Source organism: Variovorax sp. W1I1 (assembly GCF_030815625.1).
Taxonomy (GTDB): domain Bacteria; phylum Pseudomonadota; class Gammaproteobacteria; order Burkholderiales; family Burkholderiaceae_C; genus Variovorax; species Variovorax paradoxus_C.
The window spans coordinates 2825803-2849295 of sequence record NZ_JAUSWZ010000001.1; the positions used below are offsets into that span (position 1 = coordinate 2825803).

A 23493-nucleotide genomic window follows, 5' to 3' on the forward strand; every position below is an offset into this window, starting at 1 on the left:
CGCTTAGGGGTGGCGGCGCATCTCAATAATATTTAACATAAGACACATTGTGTTATCGTCAGCCGCGGTGAATCCATTCTGGGAGCCGCGCAAGAAAATGCGCTCAGGACCCCATCGGACTGACCGACGCCAACGAAGGATCGAAATCCGCTTCCACGCGCCCGATGTCCGGCACCCGCTGATACCGCAGCACGCGATATCCGGCTTCGATCAGCATCGCATCCCGGTCCGGATCGCGCCGGGCCTTGTCCTTTTGATTCTTGTCGCCGAGCTCGACCACGGCCACGACCTTGAACGAGCGGTCGCACACGACGAAGTCGGCGATCCTGCGGCTGAACGTGCTGCGCGCCGCGCGCGTGCGGGCCGTGAGCAAGGCGCCGAAACTGACCTGCGGCAGCACCACGAGGTCCGGCAGCGTTTGCACGAGGCGGTTGTACATCGCCTGCTCGCGTGCAGTGAGCGGTGCCCGGGCCTTGGGTTTGTCGACGAAGTTGCTGGTGTTTTGCTCGGACCTTTTCTTGGCCACCACCAGAAACACCAGCACGCCGACAACCAGCAAAACGACCATGAATAGGAACGTATTCATCTCTGCTTCTCCTTCTCTACAGAGTCTCGCACGAGTGCGCAGGCGCCCTTTTTTTGACCTTGTGCCGGGCCTGCAAGGCGATGAAATCAGCCCTCAACGCTTGGGCGAATTTCCAGATCCTCTGCCTTCGTAGTTCACTCCCTTGGTCTGCTTGATCTCGATCTTCTTCGCGTCAGGACAGGGCTCGTTCGAATACACGACCTTGCCGCCTTGCACGCATTTGTAGATCGAGTGCTGGGCCGCGGCATCGAACTTGTAGATCGAGTGCTGGGCCGCGGCATCGAACCCGGCGGTCGTCAGCAAACCCAGTGCGAACGCAAGGCCGTCCCATCTCACCATTTGCCGTCCTTGGGCGGCGGCTTCGGACCGGCCTTGGCGTTCATTGCGGCCGTGATGAGCTGCGCCGCTTCCGCACGGTTCGCCTTGTTCGCGAAGTCGACTGCCGTCATGCCCAACTGATTTTTCATCGTCGTGTCAGCGCCTTCGTCCAGCAGCAGCTTCACGGCTTCGCCCGAGCCGTACATGGCGGCCATCATCAGCGGCGTGGTGCCGTTGGGCGACTGCGCATCGATGAACGCGTAGTTGTCGAGCAGCACTTTCATGATCGTCAACTGGCCGCTGGTGGCCGCGTAATGCAGCGGCGTCCAGCCCGTCTTGTTGACCGCGGCATCGCGCTTGAGCAGCTGCTTGACCAGGTCCTGCTGGCCCTTGATCGCAGCCAGCATCAGCGGCGTTTCATCCTTGGCATTGGGCAGGTCGACATTGAGCTGGGGCGATTCGAGCAGCACCTGGATGACCTTGGGGGACGGTTCGCGCAAAGCGATCATCAAACCGGTCTGGCCGTGCTCGTTGAGCGTGTTGGGGTCGAATCCGCGCTGCAGCAGGGTGCGCACGCCGCTGGCGTTGTCGCCGCGCACGGCACGAAAAAAGTCCTCGAACGATCCCGCATGCGCTGCAAAAGATGCAGCAATGACAAGGAGATAAAGCGACTTCTTGAAGTAGTTTTTCATGATCTGACGTCCCTGAATAATGTGTCGAAGTTGTCGCTTGTCACCTTGGCGATGGCCTCTATGGGCAGGTTTCGCAGTTCGGCGATCTGTTGTGCCACGTAGGGCACGTACGACGGATTGTTGGTCTTGCCGCGGTACGGCACGGGCGCCAGATACGGGCTGTCGGTCTCGATGAGCATGCGGTCGAGCGGCACGAAGGCGGCCACATCGCGCAGGTCCTGAGCCTTCTTGAAGGTCAGGATGCCCGAGAAGGAAATGTAGAAGCCCAGGTCGAGCGCCGCGCGCGCCACTTCGGCGGTTTCGGTGAAGCAATGGAACACGCCGCCTGCCGCACCCGTACCGGTTGAGCCGTCTTCGCCCTCCTCCTTGAGGATCGCAATCGTGTCGGCCGAGGCTTCGCGGGTGTGGATGATGAGCGGCTTGCGGGTCTGCTGCGCCGCGCGGATGTGCACGCGGAAGCGGTCGCGCTGCCACTCCATGTCGGCGATGCTGCGGCCGCCCTTGCGTTCTTCCATCTGGTAGTAGTCGAGGCCGGTCTCGCCGATGGCCACCACGCGGGGCCGGGCCGAGAGGCGCACCAGGTCTTCGACGCTGGGCTCGGCGATGTCCTCGTTGTCGGGGTGCACGCCCACGCTGGCCCAGAAGTTGTCGTAGCTGGCGGCGAGCGCTTGAACCTCGTCGAACTCCTCGAGCTTGGTGCAGATGCAGAGGGCCCGGTCCACCTTGGCGGCGGCCATGGCGGCGCGGATCTGCGGCATCTGGTCCGCGAATTCAGGGAAGGTCAGGTGGCAATGGGAGTCTGTGAACATCGGAAATGACGGTGAAGTCGGCGCACCTGTCACCTGTGTGAGGTGGCGCCGTACACGGAGTTCCGCGTCACGAGGACGACGGAAAACTCAGATGGTTTGGGTGGGGCGGTCGGACGCCATCGAGCCGCCGAGAGCTGCCTCGATGCGCGCCTTCAATTGGCGCGATTTGTCATCCGAAGGAAAGCGGATGCCAACACCAGGCGCCCGATTGCCGGCGGCGCGTGCCGGCGTGATCCAGGCGACCTTGCCGGCCACCGGATAGCGCTGCGGGTCTTCGGGCAGCGTCAGCAGCACATAGACGTCGTCGCCCAGCCGGTATTCGCGCGTGGTCGGAATGAAGATGCCGCCCTCGGCAAAGAGCGGGATGTACGCCGCATAGAGCGCCCCCTTCTCCTTGATGGCGAGCTGGATGACGCTCGGCCTGGCGGGCGTGGAGGCTGCGGGCGCAGCAGAGGCGGGGGCGACAGGTTGGTTCATGGGCGGCGAGCGGCTGAGTTTAGGGTGCTTCGCGCTTCGCTCACAAGCGCTTCGAGCATGAGACCTGCATTGAACGGATGTTCGGCGGTCCTCGCGGCATTCGCGAGCGACTTCGACCAGCGCGCCAGCGCCAGCCGCGACGGTGCCACCGGCAGGTCGGCCGCCTCGAAGAAACGGGGTTCGGCGCCGTTGCCGACAGCCATCAGGTCGTGGCACAGCTTCTGCAGCGCGCCCACGGCCTGGGCCGGTGCGTGGTCCGACAACGCACCCACGTCGCCGCGCGAAATGGCCTTGGGAAACAGCGACCACGCCTTGGGCGATTGGCCGGAACGCGCGAGCCGCAAGGCGTCGCTGGGCCGTCCGCCGGCAGCGCGCAACAGGGCGGTTGCATCGGCGGCCGGCACATCCTGCGCGATGAGCCAGGCTTCGGCTTCGGCCGTTTCGGGCCAAGGCAGCGTGAAACCCAGGCAGCGGCTGCGAATGGTCGGCAGCAACTGCCACGCAGCCTCGCTGGCGAGCACGAAGCGCACATCGCCGACCGGCTCTTCGAGCGTCTTGAGCAGCGCGTTCGCGGTGATGGTGTTCATGCGCTCGGCCGGATACACCAGCACGACCTTGCCACGCCCGCGCGCGCTGGTGCGTTGGGCAAAGCCGACCGCGTCGCGCATCGCCTCCACGCGAATCTCGCGGCTTGCCTTGCGTTTCTTGTCGTCGATATCGGCCTGCGCCTTTTCGTCGAGCGGCCAACCCAGTTCCTGCATGGCGACTTCGGGCATCAGCACGCAAAGGTCGGCGTGGGTACGGACCTCGATGGCATGGCAGCTCGCGCAGTGGCCGCAGGCGGCACCGCCCTCTTCCACCGGCTGCTCGCACAGCCAGGCCGCGGCGAGCGCCAACGCGAGTTCGTATTGGCCGATGCCCGACGGCCCTTGCAGCAGCCAGGCATGGCCGCGCTGACGCAGCAGTTCGGCGAGCGGCTGGCGCAGCCAGGGCGTGAGAGCTGGCACGGTCATCGTGCGGTCCCTGTGTTCAGCACGCCGCGCGCCACGAGCGCCGTTTCGATCTGCTGCCAGACCTGGTCGCGCGCCTGGCTGGCGTCGATGCGAATGAAGCGTTGTGCGTCGGCGGCGGCTCGGTCCGCATAGCCCTGGGCGACGCGGCGGAAGAACTCGACCGGCTGCGCTTCGAACTTGTCCGGCACGCGCGCACCGGCCAGCCGCTCCGCCGCGGTCTCGGGCGCGAGGTCGAACCACAGCGTGATGTGCGGCTGCAGCAGCCCTTGCGCCCTGCCCCCTTGCGCCCACTGCTCCAGCGTCGACAGCACGGCTGCATCGAAGCCGCGCCCCGCGCCCTGGTAGGCGAAGGTGGCATCGGTGAAACGGTCGCACAGCACGAGGTCGCCGCGCGCGAGCGCCGGTTCGATGACCTGCACGATGTGGTCTCGCCGCGCCGCGAACACCAGCAGCGATTCGGTCAGCGGGTCCATCGGCTGTTCGAGGATCAGCCCGCGCAGCGTTTCCGCCAGCGGCGTGCCGCCGGGTTCGCGCGTGCGCACGACCGTGCGGCCCTGCGCCTTGAACAGCGCTTCCATCGCATCGAGATGGCTCGACTTGCCCGCGCCATCGATGCCTTCCAGCGTCAGAAAAAGCCCTTCGCTCATTGCGTCGCCTTCGGTTTGGGTTCGCTGCTGCTGCCACCGCCGCGCTGGTAGCGGTTCACCGCGCGGTTGTGGTCATCGAGCGAGCTGCTGAACTGGCTCGTGCCGTCGCCGCGCGAAACGAAATACAGCGACTTGCTCTGCGCCGGCTGCACCGCCGCCAGCAACGCGGCCTTGCCCGGCATCGCGATCGGCGTGGGCGGCAGGCCGCCGCGGGTGTAGGTGTTCCAGGGGCTGTCGGTCTGCAGGTCTTTCTTGCGCAGGTTGCCGTCGAAGGCGGCGCCGAGACCGTAGATCACCGTCGGATCGGTCTGCAGCGGCATGCCGATGCGCAGGCGATTGGTGAAGACGGCGGCGATTTCGGCGCGGTCGTTGGCCTTTCCTGTCTCCTTTTCGACAATGCTGGCCAAAATCAGCGCGTCATCGGCCGATTTGAGGGGCAAGTCGGCCGCCCGCGCCGCCCAGGCGGCTTCCAGCTTCTTGTCCATGGCACGCATCGCGCGCTGCAGCAGGGCGATGTCGGTCGAGCCCTTCGAGTAGGTGTAGGTGTCCGGGAAGAAGCGGCCTTCGGGGTGCACGCCGGGCTTGCCCAGCTTGGCCATGAGTGCGTCGTCGCTCAGGCCCACGCTCTCGGGCTTGAGCTGATCGGCCTTGCCGAGCGCGGCGCGCACCTGCCGCATGTTCCAGCCCTCGACCAGCACCAGGCTGCGCGTGGCTTCCTCGCCGCGCACCAGGATGTTGAGCAGCAGCTTCGGCGTGACACCGCGTTCCAGCTCGTAACTGCCGGCGCGCATCTGGCGGTCCTGGCCGGAAATCCGGAACCACCAATAGAGCAGTTGCGGCTGCACATCGACGCCGGCATTGGCCACCGCCTGGGCAATGCCGCGCGGCGTGGTGCCGGGCTCGATGGAAAGATCGGCGCTGGGCGCCGACATCCTGAGCGGCTGGTGCACCCACCAGAGTCCGCCGGCGCCGAGCGCGAGCGCGATCAGGGCGGCGAGCAGGAAGAGGGTAAGAAAGAAGCTGCGCACGAATCCGATGGGAAGCGGTGGGTCGATGGGAATGGGAAAAGGGAGGGAGTCCCTGACGCCCGGAAGGAACAGGCCCGGCCATGATAATTCAGCGATGACCACAGTCGTTCTCAACGGGGTAGCCACCCTCTCGCACCTCGGCGTGATCCGCGCCGAAGGCCCCGATGCCGCCAGCTTCCTGCACGGCCAGCTGACCCAGGATTTCTCCCTGCTCGGCGCCACCGAAGCCCGCCTGGCCGCGCTCTGCACCGCCAAGGGCCGCGTGATCGCAAGCTTCATCGGCATCCGGCCGCAGCCCGAGTCGATCCTTCTTGTGTGCAGCCGCGACATCCTCGCCGCGACGCTCAAGCGCCTCTCGATGTACGTGCTGCGCGCCAAGGCCAAGCTGACCGACGCCACCGACCAGTTCGCGCTGTACGGCCTGGCCGGCACCGCGCTAACCGCCAACGGCCTGGATACGGCCACGTCGCCCGGCAAGCGCACCGCCATCGGCGACGACATCAGCGTGGTGTCGCTCTACCCGGCCGACGGCGTGCCGCGCGCCATGTGGATCGCCCCCGCCGGCCATGCCGCGCCGGCCGGCCCGAAGCTCGATGCCGATCTCTGGCAATGGAGCGAAGTCCGCAGCGGCATCGTGACCGTCACCACGCCGATCATCGAAGCCTTCGTGCCGCAGATGATCAATTACGAATCCGTGGGCGGCGTGAACTTCAAGAAGGGCTGCTACCCCGGCCAGGAGATCGTGGCGCGCAGCCAGTTCCGCGGCACGCTCAAGCGCCGCACCTACCTCATGCAGGCCGACGCGCCCGTGGCGGTGGGCCAGGAAGTGTTCGCAGCCGCTGATGGCGAGCAGCCGGTGGGCACCGTGGCCCAGGCGGCACAGGCACCCGGCGGCGGCTGGTCGGCGCTGGTCTCGATGCAGATCTCGGCGCTCGAAGCCGGGGGCCTGCATGCCGGCGCGGCCACCGGCCCGGCCTTGACGGTCGAGCCGCTCCCCTACGCCTTGCTCGAAGACATCTGATCTTTCTTCCCCCAACGCCCGGACCAAGAGGGCGTTCGGCGCCATCGAAAAAGATGGCGCCATTTTTTTGCGCGACGCTTAACCCCGCCGTCGATGCTGCGCCGTAGAAGCCTGCATCGATCCACTCCTGGCAAGGAAGAGCACCATGAAGCGCAGACTTTTTTCCACCGTCCTGGCCCTGACCGCGTTGGCGGCCGCTGCCGAAAGCCCGGCCCGGCCGTTCGCGCCGCCCTCTTCTTCGAGCCGCATCGGCTCGATCATGCAGATCGCCATCGTCGACCGCACGACGGGCGCCGAACTCCCGATCTACCGCCACCGCGGCGAATACTGGGTGGCTGGCCGACCCGGTGCGCGCTACGCCATCCGGGCGCGCAACGCGATGGGCGAACGCATCATGGCCGTGATGTCGGTGGACGGCGTCAACGTCGTCAGCGGCGAAACCGCGGGCATCGGGCAGACGGGCTACGTGTTCGGCGCGCGCGAAAACAGCGACATCACCGGCTGGCGCAAGAGCGATTCGCAGATCGCCGCCTTCGAGTTCGCCTCGGCCGGCAACTCCTACGCGAGCCGCACGGGCCGGCTCGACGACGTCGGCGTGATCGGTGTCGCGCTGTTCCGCGAGAACGTGCCGGTGCCGCCGCCTCCACCGATCGCGCCCTACCCGAGCCGCGACGAGTACAGCTCGCGCGACCGCGAACTGCGGAGCGAATCGTCTGCGCTGGGCGATGCCAAGGCCAAATCGGCGCCCGCCGAGGCCGCGTCCTCTGGCGACGCACCCGCCGGCAGCATGGCGCGCCGGCAGGCCCCGGCGCCGAGCCTGGGCACGGCCCACGGCCGCCGCGAAACCTCGTACGTCGGCAAGACGAACTTCGAGCGCGCGCAGTCGACGCCCGACGAAGTGGTCCGCATCCGCTACGACAGCCGCGACAACCTCATTGCGGCGGGCGTGATTCCGGTCCCGCCCACGCCGCGCTGGCCGCGCCCCGCGGGCCCGTCGCCGTTCCCCGGTTCGGACCCCGGCTACGTGCCGGACCCGCCCAGCCGTTACTGATCAGCGCAGCGAGCGGCGCATCTCGACGTGCGGGATGCCGGCCTCTTCGAACGGCTCGCCGTGCACCGCATAGCCCAGCCGCGCATAGAACCGCTCGGCGCTGCGCTGCGCATTGAGCGCCACTTCGCGGTCGCCGCGCCCCCGCGCCGCTTCTTCCAGCACCTGCATCACGGCAGCGCCATGCCCGCCGCTTCGCAGCGTGCGATGCACCGCCATGCGGCCGATGTGGGAGACGCCGTCTTCCGCGTCGAGCAGCCGCCCGGTCGCGATGACCTGCCCGAGGCGATTGCGCGCCACCGCGTGCAGCACGACGGCATCGTGCGCGTCCCACTCCAGTTCCTTCGGAATGTTCTGCTCCTCGATGAACACCGCGCGCCGCAGGGCGCCCGCGCCTTCACCGAGCGCGTCCCATCCGCCCGTCTCGACAGTGCGCATCGGCTCGCCGGCTTCGAAGCCCAGCAGCACCTCGCGCAATGCCGCGGGCACCGGCTTCGAAGTCTGCGTGGCCGGGTCGGCGAACACATAGACCAGCTCGCAGCCGACCAGGTACTGGTCCTGCCGGAACAGCGCGCCCTCGAACACGATCGACGAGTTGCCGATGCGCGCGCACTTCATGCCCACGTCGATCACGTCGTCCATGCGCGCCGAGGCGCGGAAATCGATCGTCGCCTTGCGCACGTAGAGGTCGCCGCCCAGCGAGTGCATCGCCTCTTCGTACGGCAGCGCCATCGCGCGCCAGTAGTCGGCGATGGCAGTGTCGAAGTACATGAGGTAATGCGCGTTGAAGACGATCTTCTGCATGTCCACTTCGGCCCAGCGCACGCGCAGGCGGTGGAAAAAGCGGAAGTCCTCGCGTCGGTTCGCTGCGGTTCTTGTCTCTGTCGTCATGGTGCCAATGCTTCCTTGAGTGCCCGGGCCGCGTCGCTCTGCGCCTGCAGCGCCTCGGGCAATGCCCGGCCCATCTTGATGAATTCGTGGATCACGCCGCGGTAGATCTCCAGGTCGACCGCCACGCCCGCGGCGCGCAGCTTGTCGGCGTAGGCGATGCCTTCGTCCACCACCGGGTCGCATTCGGCAAGGCCGATCCATGCGGGCGCCACGCCCTCGACGTCGTCGGCCAGCAGCGGCGCAAAGCGCCAGTCGTCGCGGTCGGCCGGCGTGCGGACGTACTGCGCGAAGAAGAAATCGATCATCGCCTTCGTCAGCAGCGGGCCGTGCTCGAAGCGCTGGTGCGAGGCCGTGTCCTGGTGGGCAGTCATGCCGGGGTAGATCAGCATCTGCAGCGCGAGCGGCAGGCCCGCATCGCGCGCCATGATCGCGCACACCGCGGCCAGCGTGCCGCCGGCGCTGTCGCCGCCGACCGCGAGGCGCCTGCCGTCGAGCCCGAGGCTCGCGCCCTGCGTGGCGACGAACTGGAACGCGTCCCACGCGTCGTCGGATGCGGTCGGAAACTTGTGCGCGGGCGCGAGCCGGTAGTCGACCGACACCACCGCGCAGCCGCTCTTGCTGCTCAGCACGCGGCACAGCGTGTCGTGCGTGCGGATGTTGCCGACCGTGAAGCCGCCGCCGTGGAAGTACACCAGCACCGGCAGCACGTCCGATGAGGGCGCGTAGAGCCGCGCGGGTATCGCAAAGCCGTCACGCGCGGCGATGTTGAAGTCTTCGATGCGCGCCAGCTCGGGCTTGGGCACTTCGAGAACGCCCGCGCCCTTTTCATAAGAAGCCTTGGCCTCGTCAGGCGAGAGCTGGTCGAGCGTCGGATGGCCGGCGCGCGCCATGCGCTCGACCACGCTGGCCATCTTCGCGGTCAGCGGGTGCGGGGGGAGGTTCATCGAAGGGTTGGTCGTCATGTGCCGAGGGTGACAGCGGCAAGGGTTTTGTTCATGTGCAAGGCTGTCCCCTGTTGTTAGATTCGGATGGTCGGCAATCGTACTTCCCCGACGCTTTTCCCTGCGTCCGGGCACCCACCCACCACGTCCACACGTCCCACGATCCATGGCACTCATCCAGTACCTCACCCAGATCCAGTTCGAATTCGGCGCGATCAAGCTCCTGTCCAGCGAATGCGCGCGCATCGGCATCCATCGCCCGCTGATCGTGACCGACGCCGGCGTGCGTGCGGCCGGCGTGCTGCAGAAGGCGCTCGACGCCATTGCCGACCTGGAGGTCTCGGTGTTCGACCAGACCCCTTCCAACCCCACCGAGGCCGCGGTGCGCGCCGCCGTCGAGCTCTACCGCAGCGGCCGCTGCGACGGCCTCATCGCCGTGGGCGGCGGCTCGGCCATCGACTGCGCCAAGGGCGTGGCGATTGCCGCCACGCACGAAGGCCCGCTCAAGACCTACGCCACCATCGAAGGCGGCTCGCCCAAGATCACCGACCGCGCGGTGCCGCTCATTGCGGTGCCCACCACCAGCGGCACCGGCAGCGAAGTGGCGCGCGGCGCGATCGTCATCGTGGACGACCACCGCAAGCTCGGCTTCCACAGCTGGTTCCTGATGCCCAAGGCCGCGATCTGCGATCCCGAACTCACGCTCGGCCTGCCGCCCAAGCTCACGGCCGCCACCGGCATGGACGCGATTGCGCACTGCATGGAAACCTTTATGTCGGCCGCGTTCAATCCGCCGGCCGACGGCATCGGCCTGGACGGCCTGGAGCGCGCCTGGCTGCACATCGAGCGCGCGACCAAGGACGGCAGCGACCGCGAGGCGCGCCTGAATCTCATGAGCGCCTCGATGCAGGGCGCGATGGCGTTCCAGAAGGGCCTGGGCTGCGTGCATTCGCTCAGCCACAGCCTGGGCGGCGTCGACCCGCGCCTGCACCACGGCACGCTCAACGCCCTCTTCCTGCCCGCGGTGATCCACTTCAACGCGGGCGCCGAGTCGGTTCAGAAGGAGCAGCGGCTGCAGCGCATGGCGCAGGCGATGCACCTGGATTCGCCCGGCGATCTGGGCGAAGCGATCCGCGACATGAACGCGCGCCTCGGATTGCCGAAGGGGCTCGCGGAAGTCGGCGTCACGCCCGCGCTGTTCGAGCAGATCATCGACGGCGCCATGGCCGACCACTGCCACAAGACCAATCCGCGGCTCGCTTCGCGCGACGACTACAAGGCGATGCTCGAAGCGTCGATGTAAGCGGCCCGCGCCGGGTGCCCGAGGCGGCCAACGCCGCCGGGCGTGTCGGTTGCGCGATCTGGATCAATGCGATGCGGCCAGGCATCCCCATGCGTTCAATGCCTGATCCGCGGGAATTCCGCCCGAGGCATTTCTCGCAAGCGACGGCGCGCCGGCCGGGGCGTTGTCGTCGTGCACCCATTTGTCGAGATCGGAAACCGCATTCCAATTCAATTGCAGGGGGTTCAATCCCAATCTATTGAGCAATGAATTGGTGTTGTAGAAACCGTGGCTGTAGTTCTCGATGAAATAGGCGCGCACGGAATTATTTACTTCGTCCGCGGTTGCCTTTTGGGTCAATTTGCTGACAAATCCACCAGCCTGGGTACAAGGGACAAGAAAATCGGATGTCCCTTGGTAAATGATGATCTTCTTTCCCTTCTTGCCGGCCTTTTTCTGATTCGAGGCTGCATTGAAAAAATTGGCAAGATCACCCGGCTTGACATTCCATACAGGCGCCAATTCATCCAATAGACTGCTATAGCTGTCATAATTTGCGCCAGATTCAATAGCGACATTCGCCAGATGCCGGGATGTCGCACCCAGCCCATCGCTCAAGGTTTGCTCGGATACATCGCCGCCGAACAAGCTGGTCAGCATGGCCGCACCGCTGTTCCAGTTGACCACCCAATCATTGACGACCGCAGGCACCTCCAGCGTCTTGAGCAGATTGGTTTCGTCAACGGGAGGCGCGCCCGCCACAACGCCGTCGTACGCATCCGGCCAATTGGCAATAGCTTTCAACGCCTGCCTGCCGCCGGTGGAAATACCTACAAAATAGGTATCACTGGGCGCAATTCCTGTCAGTTTTTTAACCAGATATACCCCGACATCAAGCGATTTCTTGATGGAGTCCTGCCCGAAATTCTTTACCGCTTCCTGCTTGGGAACATCGCTGAGTTGCCTGCCCGGCCGCACGAATTGCGGATCGAATGCCTTGGACGATTCACCGGCGCCCGCATCACTCAGAACGACCGCGTAATTCGCCAGCGCCGATCCCTGAATTGAAGGTGAGAATTGCTGGTTGCTTTGCCGGCCCGCCGCCACGACGTCGGAACTCCAGGAAAATCCGCCGCCGCCCAGTTGGACGAATTTCCCATTCCATTGCGATGGAATATAAATCTGGTAATTGATATCGGGAACCCGATAATCGGGTGCCTTGACTGCCGGATCAATTCCTCCGGGGGATGTGGGCTGGATGGTTCCCTTTATCAGGCAGTAGGAAGGAAGCGCGAGCCAGATCTGTTGCACCGATGTGATCTTGAATCCGCCGGTCTTTGGCGAAGGAAATTTGGAATTGCGGAAATCATTCAATACGACATCGCCGTATGTCGATCCATTCAGCTGGTTGGAACATGTCCGGATAAGGGTGCTGGAAATATCGCTGTCCGCATGAGCGAATGAAAAGATTCCCCCGCAAGCCATTGCCGCAAAAAACGACTTGCGCAACCAAGGCGAATGACGCCGCCCCAAAGACCCACTATTTTCTGTTTTGGTCAAAATTTGTCTCCAATTGATTGAATTGAATATTCACGGGCGTCCATTTCCCAATGGCGCCATACCTTCTGTGAGGCCGTGAAATTCTCAATCGCCTGGCGATGGGCCGCGCTATCCCTGCGGCGCCATTCGAATGACCTTCAGTGCACGCGCAAGTGCGTTATTCCGCCTTCACCCCCGCCGTCCGGATGACCTTCCCCCACTTCGCCGTCTCCGCCGTGATGAACGCATCGAACTCCTCCGGCGTGCTGCCCGCCGGAATCGTGCCCATCGCGTCGAGCTTGGCGCGCGTCTCGTCGCTCTTGATGATCCGCGCGACTTCCTCCGACATCCGCTTGACGACGTCGCGCGGCGTGCCCGCCGGCGCCAGCATCCCGGCCCAGGTGCTGCCGGTGAAGCCGGCGAAACCCTGCTCGATGAAGGTCGGCACGTCGGGCGCGGCCGCGAGGCGCTTGTCGCCGGCCACGCCGATCAGACGCACCTTGCCGGCCTTGGCCTGGTTGATGAGGCCGGTGGGCGCATCGAAGAAAAGCTGGATCTGCCCGCCCATCAGGTCGGTCAGCGCCGGCACCGCGCCGCGGTACGGGATGTGGATCATGTAGGTCTGCGTGAGCGACTTCCACAGCTCGGTCGTCAGGTGCGCGGCCGAGCCGTTGCCCGAGGAGCCGAAACTCACCTTGCCCGGGTTGGCGCGCGCGTAGTCGATGAGCTCGCGCGCGGTCTTGAACGGCGCGTTGATGTTCACCGCGGCCAGCAGCGGCGAGACGCCCATCAGCGACACGCCCGTCAGGTCCTTCTGCGGGTCGTAGGGCAGCTTGGGGTACAGCGTGGTGTTGGCCGCATACGCCGCGATGACGACGCCGAAGGTGCTGCCGTCGGCCGGCGCCTTGGCGATGGCGTCCACGCCGATGAGGCTGTTGGCGCCGGGCTTGTTGTCGATGAGCACCGGCTGGCCCAGGCGAGCCTGCAATCCGATCTGCACGAGCCGCGCCATCTGGTCGGTGAAGCCGCCGGGCGTGTAGGGCACGACGATGCGGATCGGCTTGCTGGGCCACGCGGTCTGCGCGAAGGCGGGAACGGCGAGGCTGGATGCGGCGGCGGCGAGCGTGAATCGGCGGCGGGTCAGCGTAAGGGCTTGTGGCGGGGTGCGATGCATGTGGCTTTGTCTCTTGGTGGCTTCTGAAGAATGGTTCGAACCATTCTCGAAGCGCCACAGGCGATGGCCGTCAGGGTTTGTCCCGGCGGCGGGCCTCTCGGCCCTCCTCTCAGTGCGCGAGCGGCAGATGCATGTCGAACCGCGCACCGCCACCGGCTTCGTTCGACGCCTCGATGCGCCCGCCGTGCGCATGCACCACCGCCTGCGACAGCGCGAGGCCCAGCCCCAGGCCCGGCGTGGCTTCCGAGCGCGCGCCGGCGCCGCGGTAGAAGCGCTCGAACAGGTGAGGCAGATCGTCGCTGCGGATGCCGGGGCCGTGGTCCGACACGCTGATCACCGCCTCGCCGGCCTCGCCCGCCTCTGCATCGGCGCGCAGGCGCACGCGCACCTCGGTGCCGGCCGGCGAGAACTTCAGCGCGTTGTCCAGCAGGTTGGCCAGCGCCAGGCTGGCCGCACCGCGCGCCACCCGCGCGGCCACGGGCGGCGCGGGTTCCAGCAGCAGCGTCAGTTGCCGTTCGCGTGCCAATGGCTCGAGTCGCCGCACGGCTTCTTCGGCCAGCGCGTTCAGCGACACGGTCTCGGCCGCGTCGCGCTCCTGCCCCGCGTCCAGCCGCGCCAGCACGAGCAGTTCCTCGACCAGCAGCGTGAGCGACTCCACCTCTTCGAGCGACGAGTGCAGCGTTTCCACATAGGCAGCCGGTTCGCGCGGGCGCCGCAGCGCGAGTTCGAGTTCGGTGCGCAGACGCGACAGCGGCGAGCGCAGCTCGTGCGAGGCATCGGCGGTGAAGCGGCGCTGCGCCTCCATGCCGTGCTCGATCCGTCCCAGCATGGCATTGAGCGTGTCGACCAGCCGCCCGATTTCGTCGCGCGATCCCGGATGCGGCAAGCGCTCGCCGAGGTTCGCGTCGCCGATGCGGTGCGCCTGCCGCACCACATCGTCAATGGCGCCGAACGCGCGCCGGGTGATCAAGGCGCCGGCCGCGCCGAGCGCCAGCAGCAGCGATCCGCCGAGGATGAGAAAGAGCACGCTGGCCATGGCCACGGTGCGGTTCACATCGTCCAGCGAACCGGCCACCTGCACCGCCAGCAGCGAGGGCCGCCCCGAGCCTTTCGCTCCCTTGGGCGCCGGCACCGGCACCGAGACCATGCGGGTCGGCTCCTCGCCGAAGCCGTCGAGCGTTTCGAACACGGTCTCACCGGCAGCGAGCCGGTCGCGCAGCACGGGCGGCAAGGGCAACTGCGCTTCGCCGAGGTTGGCGCTGCGCGCGACCACGCCGCCGCGCGCATCGACGATCTGCACCAGCCGGTCGAGCCGCACGAACGACGGCGCACCCGGGCCGGGCGGCGCCTCGTGCACCGTCACCGGGCTGCCGTCGCTCGCGGCCAGCAGCATGCCCATTTCCGTTTCGGCCAGCGCCAGCAGCGCCGCATCGAGTTCGCGGTGCACATTGCGTGAGAACACGAGGTAGGCGCAGAACGCGGCCATCGCCATCACCACCACGATGACGCCCACATGCGCCAGCGCCAGGCGCTTGCGCAGGCTAAGCATGGCCGTCGTCCGGCGGCGCGAGCCGGAAGCCGCGTCCGCGCACCGTGTGGATCAGCGGCGCGGCGGGCGGCGCATCGACCTTGCGGCGCAGGTTGCCGATGTGCACGTCGATCAGGTTGTCGATGGCGATCAGGTCGTCCTTCCACACCTGCTCGGCCAGGCGCGAGCGGCTCACCACCTCGCCGGCATGGCGCATCAGGATCTGCAGGATCGCGAACTCCTTGTGGGTGAGGTCGAGCGCCTGGCCGCCGCGCATCACGCGCTGGCTTTGCGGATCGAGGCTCAGGTCGGCCAGCGCGAGCACCACCGGCCGCATGATTTCGGAGCGCCGCAGCAGCGCGCGCACGCGCGCCAGCAGCTCGTCGAAGGCAAAGGGCTTGGTGAGGTAGTCGTCGGCGCCGTTGTTGAGGCCAGCCACGCGGTCGCCGAGCGCATCGCGGGCGGTGAGCATCAGCACCGGGGTCTTGCAGCCGCGCTGGCGCAGGTCGCGGCAGAGCGTGAGGCCGTCCTTGCCGGGGAGCATCCAGTCCAGCACGATCAGGTCGTAGGCGATGACGAAGGCCTCTTCGTCGCCCTCCTCCGCCGTGTGCACCACATCGACGACGAAGCCTTCTTCCTGCAGGCCGCGGGCCAGGAGGCGCGCGGCCTTGCGGTCGTCTTCGATCAACAGGATTCTCATGGGGCTGGATCATGCCTCGCGGCGGCGCGGCCGATCCTGAAGACATCTTCAGGATTTCTTGGGAGCTTCTTCAGGCACGCCTCGCTATCTTTCGCCGCTGGGGCGACAGGGCGGATCAAGCACACGGGAACACGTTCCGTGCGCGGCGCGGCCGGCCCGCAAACGGACGCCTCGCATCGTGACGAAGAAACATCCACAGCCCCTTCTCCCGCGCGGGTGGCTGGCCCTCGGCCTCCTGGCCGGCGCGGCCCTGCTGCTCGTCTTGACCGTCTACCGCGCCCACGCCAGCGCGCCGCCGGCCGCGGCGCCCGGGCCGCTGCTGGTGCGCGAGGGCAACCGGTTGATCGTTCCCGCGGGCTCGGCGCTGCGCGACCGGCTGCGCGTCGAGACCGTCGGCGACGAAGCCTCCGCGCATGAAGTCGCCCTGCCGGCCACGGTGGAAGCCGACCCGGCCCGCACCGCCAACATCGTGCCGCCGCTCACCGGCAAGCTGGTCGAGCTGAAGGTGCGGCTGGGCGACACGGTGCGGCGCGGCCAACTGCTGGCCACCATCGCGTCGCCCGATCTCGCCCAGGCCGTGGCCGATGCGCAGAAGGCGCGCGATGCGCTCGACCTGGCGCAGCGCGCGCTGGTGCGGGCGCGCGGCGTGAACGAAGCGGGTTCCAACGCGGCCAAGGATGTCGAAGCCGCCCGGAGCAGCGTGGCGCAGCAGGCCGCCGAACTGCAGCGCAGCGAAATGCGGCTGCGCACGCTGGGCGCCGATGGCAGCGGCGCCTCGTCAGGCCGCGGGTCGCAGGTTCTCAACATCACCGCGCCCATGGCCGGCACGGTCACCGCGCTGAACGCCGCAGCGGGCGCCAACCTGAACGACGCCAATGCGGTGCTGATGACGGTGTCGAACCTCGATGCGGTCTGGGTCACGGTCAACGTGCCGGAAAACCTCTTGAGCGCGGTGGCGCCGGGGCAGAACGCGGTGGTCTCGCTCGCGGCCTATCCGGGGCGCAGCTTCAGCGGCAAGGTCGCCTTCGTGAGCGCGGTGCTCGATGCGGATTCGCGCCGCGCCCGCGCCCGCATCGTGTTCGCCAACCCCGAGGGCCTCTTCAAGCCCAACATGTATGCGACGGCGGTGCTCGGCGTTCCGCAGGCGCGGCAGCCGCAGGTGCCGGCCTCGGCGCTCCTCATGAACAACGACAGCGTGAGCGTGTTCGTCGAGGCGGCGCCCTGGACCTTCGTGCGGCGCGCGGTCGAGCCGGGCCGCGAAGACGGCGACAGCGTGCGCATCCGCAATGGCCTTGCGGCCGGCGAGCGCGTGGTGGTGCGTGGCGGTGTGCTGCTGAATGATTAACCTCGTCATCACCCAATTCTTTCGCCGCAGGCACCTGGCCTGGGCGATGTCGGTGGCGCTGCTGCTGTTCGGCGCCTGGTCGTGGACGCAGATGACGGTCGAGGCCTACCCGGATCTCGGCGACGTCACGGTGCAGGTCACGACGCAGGTGAACGGCCTGGCCGCCGAAGAAATCGAGCAGCAGATCACCACGCCGCTGGAGCGCGCGCTGAGCAACACGCCGGGCCTGGCCTCGATCCGCTCGAGCAGCACCTTCGGGCTGTCGCTCATCAACCTGAGCTTCAAGGACGGCACCGACGACTACTTCGCGCGGCAGCGCGTGAGCGAGCGCATGGGGCAGGTCAGCCTGCCCTCTGGCGCGCAGCCCGGGCTGGGCCCGGTGGCGGGGCCGGCGGGCGAAATCTATCGCTACACGCTCGAATCGGACACGAAGAACCTGATGGAGCTCTCCGAGATCCAGCGCTGGACGGTCATTCCCGCGCTGCGCCAGGTGGCGGGCGTGGTGGACATCAACAACTTCGGCGGCTTCACCAAGGAATTCCAGCTCGAACTCGATCCGTCCAAGCTGCAGACATACGGCCTGGTGCTGAACGACGTGGTCACGGCCATCAACAACAACAGCGCCAATGCCGGCGGCGGGCGCATCGCGCGCGGCGACCAGAGCTACGTGGTGCGCGGCATCGGGCAGATTCACACGCTGGACGATCTGGGCGGGGTGGTGGTGGCGCAGAACAACGGCTCGCCGGTGCTGGTGCGCGACCTGGGGCAACTGCAGTTCGGCCACCAGGAGCGCGGCGGCATCCTCGGCAAAGACACGAACCCCGACACCATCGAGGGCATCGTGCTGATGCTCAAGTACGAGAACCCCTCGCGCGTGCTCGAAGGCGTGCACAAGAAGATCGACGAACTGCAGGCCGAGCTCGCGCCGATGGGCGTGAAGATCGTGCCCTACATCGACCGCGACGACCTGGTGAAACTCACCGTCGACAAGGTCACGCACACGGTGCTCGAAGGCATGGCGCTGGTGTGCTTCGTGCTCATTCTTTTCCTGGGCAGCCCGCGCAGCGCGGTGGTCGCGGCGGTGGCGATTCCGATGTCGCTCGTCACGGTGTTCATCGTGATGCACTTCACCCGCATGCCGGCCAACCTGTTCTCGCTGGGGGCGATCGACTTCGGGATCATCGTGGACGGCGCCATCGTGGTGATGGAAGCGATCCTGCGACGGCGCGAAGAAGAACCGCACGCTACGCTCACCGAAAGCAACATTCTGGAGACGGTGAGCCATGTATCGGGGCCGATCTTCTTTGCCACGCTGATCATCATCACGGCTTACTTTCCGCTGTTCGCCTTCGAGCGCGCGGAGGGCAAGCTGTTCAAGCCGATGGCGTTCACCGTGGGCTATGCGCTGGTGGGTGCCCTGCTCTGCGCGCTGACGCTCATTCCGAGCCTGGCCTACGTGGCGCTGCGCAAGCCGAGCAAGCCCTTCGTCAACAAGCCGCTGGTGTGGCTCACGGCCGCCTATCGGCGCGTGCTCTCCAGGCTTTTGGATGCACCGGCCATCGCCTACGGCCTGAGCGCGCTGGCGCTCGCCGCGGTGGTGGTGCTGGGTGCCACGGCCGGGCGCGAGTTCCTGCCCGACATCGACGAAGGCGCGCTGTGGCTGCAGGTGCAGTTGCCCTCGGGCCTGTCGCTGGACAAGGCCAGCGAGATGGCGACCGAGCTGCGCCATGTGTTGCTCGAATACCCCGAGGTCTCGTACGTGGTGACCCAGCTCGGGCGCAACGACGACGGCACCGACCCCTGGACGCCCTCGCACATGGAGGTGCCGGTGGGCCTGAAGCCGTATGCCGAATGGCCCGCGGGCGTGAACAAGGCGGCCTTCGTGCGCACGCTGACCGAGCGCTTCGCGAAGATGCCGGGCTTCGACGTGGGCATCAGCCAGCCCATCATCGACGGCGTGAACGATTCGGTGGGCGGCGCCCACAGCCCACTGGTGCTGCGCATCTACGGCGACGACCTGAAGGAAAGCCGGCGCATCGGCAACCAGATCGTCGAGCTGCTGGGCACGGTGCGCGGCACGGCCTCTGCCTCGCTGTTCCAGGAGCCGCCGATTCCGCAGGTGGTGATCCAGCTCGACCGCGCGGCGGCGGCGCGCTTCGGCGTCAACGCGAGCGACGTGGCCAACCTGATCCAGACCGGCATCGGCGGCGCGCCGGTGATCACGGTGTACGCGGGCAACCGCACCTACAACGTGGCGGTGAAGATGCCAAAGAGCGCCAAGGGCGGCACCGAGGCCATCGGCGCGCTGCTGCTCAACAGCACGAGCGGCGCCAAGGTGCCGCTGTCGCAGGTGGCCGACATCCGGCTGCAGACCGGCGAGAGCACCATCTCGCACGAGATGAACGAGCGCCAGATCACCGTGCGCGTGGACAACCGCGACCGCGACTTGGCTTCCTACCTGGTCGAGGCGAGGGAACGCATCGCCAAGGAGGTGAAGTTCGACCCCGCCAAATTCAGGCTGCAATGGGCCGGCCAGTTCGAGAACCAGCAGCGCGCGCAGGCCCGGCTGGGCGTGTCGCTGGCGATCGTGGTGGCGATCATGGCGGTGCTGCTGTTCTTCCAGTTCGGCAAGATCCGGCAGGTGGTGCTGATCCTGGGCGTGGTGCCGATGGCCACGCTGGGCGGGCTGATCGCGGTGCATGTGGCGGGCGAAACGCTCAACGTGGCCACGGCGGTCGGCTTCATCGCGCTCTTCGGGGTGTCGATACAGAACGGGATCATCATGGTCGCGAACTTCCGCCGCGTGCGCGGCGAAGGGCTGGCGCTGCAGGCCTCGGTGCTCGAAGGCGCCGCCGAGCGCCTGCGGCCGGTGCTGATGACGGCCACCGTGGCCTCCGTCGGCATGCTGCCCGCGGCCCTGGCGACGGGCGTGGGCACCGACGTGCAGCGCGGCCTGGCGACGGTGGTGGTCGGCGGGCTGGTGGTGTCCACGCTGCTGACGCTGTTCATCCTGCCCACCCTTTATTTCGCGCTGGAGCGCTTCTTCGAGCGCAAGGGCTGGGGCCTCCGCTCGCGGCGCGACCGCTGAAAGCCGGAACATCATGAAGACGACAAGATTGACGGTTCACTGCACCGCAGTGTTCGCTGCGTGCATCGCGCTGCTGGGCGGCTGCGCGGTCGGCCCCGACTACGTGCGGCCGCCGCTGAACCTGCCGGCGCAATACACGCCGGCCCCGGCCACCTCCACAGCCGGCGAAGGCGTGCCGCTGCAGCGCCTTTCGCCCGACCTCGACGTGCCCGCCCAGTGGTGGCAGGCCTTTCGCTCCGAGCCGCTGAACGCGCTGGTCACCCAGAGCCTGGCCGGCAACCCCGGCATCCAGGCGGCCGACGCATCGCTGCGTGCCGCCCGCGAGAACGAAGCGGCGGACCGGGCCGCGTTCTGGCCCGCCGTCGCGCTCGGCTACGCGCCCACGCGGCAGCGCGTGGCCGGTGCCGTCGCGAGCCCGGTGTCGTCGAACGCGAGCCTCTACACCCTGCACACGGCGCAGGTCACCGTGTCCTATACGCCCGATGTGTTCGGCGCCACGCGCCGGCAGGTCGAGGGTTCGCAGGCACAGACCGAAGTCCAGCGTTTCCAGTGGCTGGCCGCGCGGCTGTCGCTGAGCAGCAATGTGGTGGCGGCCGCGATCACCGAGGCTTCGCTGCGCGCGCAGCTGGACGCCACGCGGGCCATCGTCGACGGGCAGAAGGACGTGCTCGCGGCCTATCGCAAGCAGCAGGCGCTCGGCCAGGTGGCGCCGGCCGATGTCGATGCGCAGGAAGCCGCGCTCGCCGCCACCGAGGCCACGCTGCCGTCGTTCGACAAGCAACTCGCGCAGCAACGCAACCTGCTGGCCACGCTGGCGGGCCGCTACCCGGCCGAAGGCGTGGCGGCGCACTTCGATCTCGATGCGCTGCAACTGCCTTCGGAATTGCCGCTGACCCTGCCCTCCCGCCTGGTCGAACACCGCCCCGACGTGCGCGCAGCCGAGGCGCAATTGCAAGCCGCGAGCGCCGCCATCGGCGTGGCGGTGGCCGCGCGGCTGCCCAATGTGACGCTCGGGGTGAACAGCTACGGTTCGTCGGCCGCCACGCTGTCGGAGCTCTTCAAGTCGTCGTCGCTGTTCTGGACCGTGGCTGCGAGCGTGACCCAGCCGATCTTCGACGGCGGCGCGCTCAAGCACCGTGAGGCAGCGGCCAGAGCGTCGTTCGACCAGGCGGCGGCGCAGTACCGCGCCACCGTGCTCGCCGCGTTCCAGGACGTCGCCAACACGCTCGAAGCCATCGATGCCGACACCCGCGGCCTGCAGGCTGCGCTGAAGGCCGACCGCACCGCGGCGCAAAGCCTGGAACGCACGCGGCGGCAGGTGGCACTCGGCGATGCGAGCACGCTGTCGCTGCGCGTCGCCCAGCAGGCCCGCCAGCAGGCGCTGCTCGCGCTGGTGCAGGCGCGCGCCCTGCGGTTGACCGATGCCGCGGCGCTGTTCCAGGCGCTGGGCGGTGGCTGGTGGAATCCGCCAACGGACGGTATCGCGGCAGCGTCTTCGAACTCCCTTCCCCACATGTCCCTCATTTCCCACACGACCGTTGCCAACGCCGCGGGACCGACATCGCCATGAACATCCTTCGTCACGACATGGGACCGCGCTTCAGCGAGATGGTGGTCGTCGACCTGGGCACGGCGCGCCTGCTCTACCTCTCGGGCCAGGTCGCGGAGAACCCCTCGCTCGACATCACGGGCCAGATGCGCGAGGTGCTCCGCCACATCGACAGGCTGCTCGCCATGCAAGGCGCGAGCAAGAAGGACCTGGTCAGCGCCACGATCTACCTGCGCACCGTGGGCGACTATGCCGCGATGAATTCGGTGTGGGACGAATGGGTGCCCGCCGGCCATACGCCGGCGCGGGCCACGGTGGGCGCGAAGCTGATCGACTCGGAATACCGGGTCGAGATCCAGGTCACGGCCGCGATCGGAACCACGCCATGAGCCCTGCCTGGCGCGCCAGCGTGCTGTGGGCTTTCGTGCTCGGAGGCTGCACGGCGTTCGATGCCCATTCGCTCGACCGGGCCGCGGGCTGGCATGCGGCGCAGGTCGTCGCCGTGGGCCGCGCGGGCGACCTGTCGGGCACCGCCGACCGTGACTGCGGTGCGGCGGGCGACGCCTCGGCGCGCTATGCGGTCGTGCGCTATCACAACGGCGGCGTGCATTCGCGCTCGCTGGGCACCGACCGGCTGCCGGTGGACACCGCGCTCAAGGTGGGTGACGCGGTGTACGTGAACACCCTCGACTGCGCCGCGCCGCTGATGACGCCGGCTCAGAGAGGCAGCAGTTCGGGTGCGCCGTCGCGCTGAAGCCAGCCCTCGAATTCCTCTGACAGCCGCTGGGCTTCACGCGTCGCCTTGCCCCAGGCCGTGATACGCGCCTGTGCATCGTTCTGGAAATGAATGAAGTCCTTGCGGTCCGGCAGCTTGCCGTTGGGCAGCGACTTAACCCATTCGGGATCGGGCGCCAGCACCACCATGCGGTCGAGAAAACCCGTGGACTTGTGGCGCCAGCGCAGGCCCTTGTCGAGCCAGCCCGGCACCACAGCGCGCTGGAAGTGCGGATACAACACGATGCCTTCGTCGGCAGGCTGGTAGTCCAGGTGCAGGTGGTAGTCGGTGATGCCGCCGTCCCAGTACGCACCGCGCGGCGCGCCGGGGATGTCGTGCACCGCGGCGAGCAGGAACGGGATCGAGCACGAGGCTTGCAGCACCATGTTGAAGTTGGCTTCGCTCAGCGCGTGCTGGCGGGTGCGGAAGTCCTGCGTGCCGAAAGGCAGCGCCGCGCCGGGCGTGGAAAACACGCAGCGCTCCAGCCACGCGCCCAGGCTCTTGCGATAGACGCTGTTGGAGGCAAAGGCGCCCAGGTAGCCGAACGGCGTGCGCGCCCTGCCCTCGCGCCCGAGGATGTGGCGGCCGCGCGAGGTCACCACATGCAGGCGGTAACGCGGGTGGTTCAGCACCTCGCCGATGCGCCCGCCGTAGAAATCGACCAGGCTTTCAGCAAAGCGCTCGCTGAGCTGGCGCGGGCTCAGCCGCTTCTGGCCCGGCGGCACTTCGAACTGCTGGCGCACGTAGTCGTGCTCGAAACGCTGGAAAGCGGCCTCGGGGTCGGAAAGGCACGCCGTCGCGAGCCGCCACGCGCCGATCGACGCGCCCACCAAGTGCACTTGCTGGCTCGACTGCGTGAGCCAGCGGCCGAAGATGAAGCGATCGAGCGGCCCGAGGATCAGGCCCTTGGGCCCGCCCGCCGCACCGGGGACGGTGCGCACGTCCTCGGGGCGCAGGCCGTGCTGCTCGATGTGCTTGCGGGCCGCGGGGCCGGCGTAGATGCGCAGGGCTTTCATGCCGGATGCGTCAGCAAGAACCGTGC

General features: G+C 67.4%; 23 protein-coding genes. 8 read left to right on the forward strand and 15 right to left on the reverse strand.

The window, feature by feature from the left end:
- Window positions 1-103: 103 nt before the first annotated feature.
- The 8 genes from QFZ83_RS13210 to mltG form a co-directional block, all read right to left on the reverse strand.
- Window positions 104-568 carry a DUF2726 domain-containing protein gene (locus QFZ83_RS13210; protein ID WP_307507025.1) on the reverse strand — a complete coding sequence of 155 codons (465 nt, stop codon included), beginning with the start codon at window positions 566-568 and terminating at the stop codon, window positions 104-106.
- A gap of 111 nt (window positions 569-679) precedes the next feature.
- Window positions 680-925: a DUF4124 domain-containing protein gene (locus QFZ83_RS13215; RefSeq protein ID WP_307507028.1), complete on the reverse strand. Its 246-nt coding sequence runs from the start codon at window positions 923-925 to the stop codon at window positions 680-682.
- Window positions 919-1596 carry an ankyrin repeat domain-containing protein gene (locus QFZ83_RS13220; RefSeq protein WP_307507031.1) on the reverse strand — a complete coding sequence of 226 codons (678 nt, stop codon included), beginning with the start codon at window positions 1594-1596 and terminating at the stop codon, window positions 919-921. The genes QFZ83_RS13215 and QFZ83_RS13220 overlap by 7 nt, the downstream gene beginning before the upstream one ends.
- Entirely contained in the window at window positions 1593-2405 is an 813-nt protein-coding gene (locus QFZ83_RS13225) for a TatD family hydrolase (protein WP_307507034.1), read from the reverse strand. The genes QFZ83_RS13220 and QFZ83_RS13225 overlap by 4 nt, the downstream gene beginning before the upstream one ends.
- Window positions 2406-2492: 87 nt before the next feature.
- Window positions 2493-2882, reverse strand: coding sequence for a PilZ domain-containing protein (locus QFZ83_RS13230; protein WP_307507037.1), 390 nt, complete (start codon window positions 2880-2882; stop codon window positions 2493-2495).
- A complete protein-coding gene (locus tag QFZ83_RS13235; RefSeq protein ID WP_307507040.1) occupies window positions 2879-3895 on the reverse strand; it encodes a DNA polymerase III subunit delta' in 1017 nt (338 codons plus the stop codon). The genes QFZ83_RS13230 and QFZ83_RS13235 overlap by 4 nt, the downstream gene beginning before the upstream one ends.
- Window positions 3892-4542 carry a dTMP kinase gene (tmk, locus tag QFZ83_RS13240; protein ID WP_306879444.1) on the reverse strand — a complete coding sequence of 217 codons (651 nt, stop codon included), beginning with the start codon at window positions 4540-4542 and terminating at the stop codon, window positions 3892-3894. The genes QFZ83_RS13235 and tmk overlap by 4 nt, the downstream gene beginning before the upstream one ends.
- Window positions 4539-5570, reverse strand: a complete 1032-nt coding sequence (gene mltG, locus QFZ83_RS13245) for an endolytic transglycosylase MltG (protein WP_307507043.1) — start codon at window positions 5568-5570, stop codon at window positions 4539-4541. Before mltG ends, tmk begins: the two co-directional genes overlap by 4 nt.
- Window positions 5571-5664: 94 nt before the next feature.
- Here mltG and QFZ83_RS13250 point away from each other — a divergent pair, with 94 nt between their 5' ends.
- Together QFZ83_RS13250 and QFZ83_RS13255 are read left to right on the forward strand one after the other, a co-directional pair.
- On the forward strand, window positions 5665-6591 hold the full coding sequence (locus QFZ83_RS13250) for a folate-binding protein YgfZ (RefSeq protein WP_307507045.1): 927 nt from the start codon (window positions 5665-5667) through the stop codon (window positions 6589-6591).
- Window positions 6592-6736: 145 nt separating this feature from the next.
- The gene (locus QFZ83_RS13255) at window positions 6737-7642 is read left to right on the forward strand and encodes a hypothetical protein (protein ID WP_307507048.1); all 906 of its coding nucleotides are present in this window, start codon (window positions 6737-6739) and stop codon (window positions 7640-7642) included.
- On the opposite strand, the gene QFZ83_RS13260 is transcribed toward QFZ83_RS13255, so the two are convergent.
- Together QFZ83_RS13260 and QFZ83_RS13265 are read right to left on the reverse strand one after the other, a co-directional pair.
- Entirely contained in the window at window positions 7643-8530 is an 888-nt protein-coding gene (locus QFZ83_RS13260) for a YbgC/FadM family acyl-CoA thioesterase (protein WP_307507051.1), read from the reverse strand.
- Window positions 8527-9474 carry an alpha/beta hydrolase gene (locus QFZ83_RS13265; RefSeq protein WP_307507054.1) on the reverse strand — a complete coding sequence of 316 codons (948 nt, stop codon included), beginning with the start codon at window positions 9472-9474 and terminating at the stop codon, window positions 8527-8529. Before QFZ83_RS13265 ends, QFZ83_RS13260 begins: the two co-directional genes overlap by 4 nt.
- 163 nt (window positions 9475-9637) lie before the next feature.
- Between QFZ83_RS13265 and QFZ83_RS13270 the strand changes: the two genes are divergently transcribed.
- Complete coding sequence (locus QFZ83_RS13270) at window positions 9638-10774, forward strand: iron-containing alcohol dehydrogenase (protein ID WP_307507057.1); 1137 nt, start codon at window positions 9638-9640, stop codon at window positions 10772-10774.
- A gap of 63 nt (window positions 10775-10837) precedes the next feature.
- On the opposite strand, the gene QFZ83_RS13275 is transcribed toward QFZ83_RS13270, so the two are convergent.
- The 4 genes from QFZ83_RS13275 to QFZ83_RS13290 form a co-directional block, all read right to left on the reverse strand.
- The gene (locus tag QFZ83_RS13275) at window positions 10838-12313 is read right to left on the reverse strand and encodes a tannase/feruloyl esterase family alpha/beta hydrolase (protein ID WP_307507060.1); all 1476 of its coding nucleotides are present in this window, start codon (window positions 12311-12313) and stop codon (window positions 10838-10840) included.
- Between the two features lie 157 nt (window positions 12314-12470).
- Window positions 12471-13466 (reverse strand): tripartite tricarboxylate transporter substrate binding protein, encoded by a 996-nt coding sequence (locus tag QFZ83_RS13280; RefSeq protein ID WP_307507063.1) that lies wholly within the window; start codon window positions 13464-13466, stop codon window positions 12471-12473.
- A 109-nt stretch (window positions 13467-13575) separates the two neighbouring features.
- A complete protein-coding gene (locus QFZ83_RS13285) occupies window positions 13576-15015 on the reverse strand; it encodes a cell wall metabolism sensor histidine kinase WalK (RefSeq protein ID WP_307507066.1) in 1440 nt (479 codons plus the stop codon).
- Window positions 15008-15694, reverse strand: a complete 687-nt coding sequence (locus QFZ83_RS13290) for a response regulator transcription factor (protein WP_307507069.1) — start codon at window positions 15692-15694, stop codon at window positions 15008-15010. The genes QFZ83_RS13285 and QFZ83_RS13290 overlap by 8 nt, the downstream gene beginning before the upstream one ends.
- 178 nt (window positions 15695-15872) lie before the next feature.
- Here QFZ83_RS13290 and QFZ83_RS13295 point away from each other — a divergent pair, with 178 nt between their 5' ends.
- From QFZ83_RS13295 to QFZ83_RS13315, 5 genes are read left to right on the forward strand one after another with little or no spacing between them, the layout of a single operon-like run.
- Window positions 15873-17039, forward strand: a complete 1167-nt coding sequence (locus QFZ83_RS13295; RefSeq protein ID WP_307507072.1) for an efflux RND transporter periplasmic adaptor subunit — start codon at window positions 15873-15875, stop codon at window positions 17037-17039.
- Complete coding sequence (locus QFZ83_RS13300) at window positions 17032-20127, forward strand: efflux RND transporter permease subunit (protein WP_307507075.1); 3096 nt, start codon at window positions 17032-17034, stop codon at window positions 20125-20127. Before QFZ83_RS13295 ends, QFZ83_RS13300 begins: the two co-directional genes overlap by 8 nt.
- A 13-nt stretch (window positions 20128-20140) precedes the next feature.
- Window positions 20141-21697 carry an efflux transporter outer membrane subunit gene (locus QFZ83_RS13305; RefSeq protein ID WP_307507078.1) on the forward strand — a complete coding sequence of 519 codons (1557 nt, stop codon included), beginning with the start codon at window positions 20141-20143 and terminating at the stop codon, window positions 21695-21697.
- Window positions 21694-22065, forward strand: coding sequence for a RidA family protein (locus QFZ83_RS13310; protein ID WP_307507080.1), 372 nt, complete (start codon window positions 21694-21696; stop codon window positions 22063-22065). Before QFZ83_RS13305 ends, QFZ83_RS13310 begins: the two co-directional genes overlap by 4 nt.
- Window positions 22062-22430, forward strand: coding sequence for a hypothetical protein (locus tag QFZ83_RS13315; RefSeq protein ID WP_307507082.1), 369 nt, complete (start codon window positions 22062-22064; stop codon window positions 22428-22430). The genes QFZ83_RS13310 and QFZ83_RS13315 overlap by 4 nt, the downstream gene beginning before the upstream one ends.
- On the opposite strand, the gene QFZ83_RS13320 is transcribed toward QFZ83_RS13315, so the two are convergent.
- Window positions 22394-23467: a phospholipase gene (locus tag QFZ83_RS13320; protein WP_307507085.1), complete on the reverse strand. Its 1074-nt coding sequence runs from the start codon at window positions 23465-23467 to the stop codon at window positions 22394-22396. The genes QFZ83_RS13315 and QFZ83_RS13320 overlap by 37 nt on opposite strands.
- Window positions 23468-23493 lie beyond the last annotated feature (26 nt).

What these genes read in the sequence shown, in the direction of transcription:
- QFZ83_RS13210 (WP_307507025.1), bottom strand. Translation starts at nt 568, where the DNA reads ATGGTCGTTTTGCTGGTTGTCGGCGTGCTGGTGTTTCTGGTGGTGGCC.
- QFZ83_RS13215 (WP_307507028.1), bottom strand. Translation starts at nt 925, where the DNA reads ATGGTGAGATGGGACGGCCTTGCGTTCGCACTGGGTTTGCTGACGACC.
- QFZ83_RS13220 (WP_307507031.1), bottom strand. Translation starts at nt 1,596, where the DNA reads ATGAAAAACTACTTCAAGAAGTCGCTTTATCTCCTTGTCATTGCTGCA.
- QFZ83_RS13225 (WP_307507034.1), bottom strand. Translation starts at nt 2,405, where the DNA reads ATGTTCACAGACTCCCATTGCCACCTGACCTTCCCTGAATTCGCGGAC.
- QFZ83_RS13230 (WP_307507037.1), bottom strand. Translation starts at nt 2,882, where the DNA reads ATGAACCAACCTGTCGCCCCCGCCTCTGCTGCGCCCGCAGCCTCCACG.
- QFZ83_RS13235 (WP_307507040.1), bottom strand. Translation starts at nt 3,895, where the DNA reads ATGACCGTGCCAGCTCTCACGCCCTGGCTGCGCCAGCCGCTCGCCGAA.
- tmk (WP_306879444.1), bottom strand. Translation starts at nt 4,542, where the DNA reads ATGAGCGAAGGGCTTTTTCTGACGCTGGAAGGCATCGATGGCGCGGGC.
- QFZ83_RS13250 (WP_307507045.1), top strand. Translation starts at nt 5,665, where the DNA reads ATGACCACAGTCGTTCTCAACGGGGTAGCCACCCTCTCGCACCTCGGC.
- QFZ83_RS13255 (WP_307507048.1), top strand. Translation starts at nt 6,737, where the DNA reads ATGAAGCGCAGACTTTTTTCCACCGTCCTGGCCCTGACCGCGTTGGCG.
- QFZ83_RS13260 (WP_307507051.1), bottom strand. Translation starts at nt 8,530, where the DNA reads ATGACGACAGAGACAAGAACCGCAGCGAACCGACGCGAGGACTTCCGC.
- QFZ83_RS13265 (WP_307507054.1), bottom strand. Translation starts at nt 9,474, where the DNA reads ATGAACCTCCCCCCGCACCCGCTGACCGCGAAGATGGCCAGCGTGGTC.
- QFZ83_RS13270 (WP_307507057.1), top strand. Translation starts at nt 9,638, where the DNA reads ATGGCACTCATCCAGTACCTCACCCAGATCCAGTTCGAATTCGGCGCG.
- QFZ83_RS13280 (WP_307507063.1), bottom strand. Translation starts at nt 13,466, where the DNA reads ATGCATCGCACCCCGCCACAAGCCCTTACGCTGACCCGCCGCCGATTC.
- QFZ83_RS13285 (WP_307507066.1), bottom strand. Translation starts at nt 15,015, where the DNA reads ATGCTTAGCCTGCGCAAGCGCCTGGCGCTGGCGCATGTGGGCGTCATC.
- QFZ83_RS13290 (WP_307507069.1), bottom strand. Translation starts at nt 15,694, where the DNA reads ATGAGAATCCTGTTGATCGAAGACGACCGCAAGGCCGCGCGCCTCCTG.
- QFZ83_RS13300 (WP_307507075.1), top strand. Translation starts at nt 17,032, where the DNA reads ATGATTAACCTCGTCATCACCCAATTCTTTCGCCGCAGGCACCTGGCC.
- QFZ83_RS13305 (WP_307507078.1), top strand. Translation starts at nt 20,141, where the DNA reads ATGAAGACGACAAGATTGACGGTTCACTGCACCGCAGTGTTCGCTGCG.
- QFZ83_RS13310 (WP_307507080.1), top strand. Translation starts at nt 21,694, where the DNA reads ATGAACATCCTTCGTCACGACATGGGACCGCGCTTCAGCGAGATGGTG.
- QFZ83_RS13315 (WP_307507082.1), top strand. Translation starts at nt 22,062, where the DNA reads ATGAGCCCTGCCTGGCGCGCCAGCGTGCTGTGGGCTTTCGTGCTCGGA.
- QFZ83_RS13320 (WP_307507085.1), bottom strand. Translation starts at nt 23,467, where the DNA reads ATGAAAGCCCTGCGCATCTACGCCGGCCCCGCGGCCCGCAAGCACATC.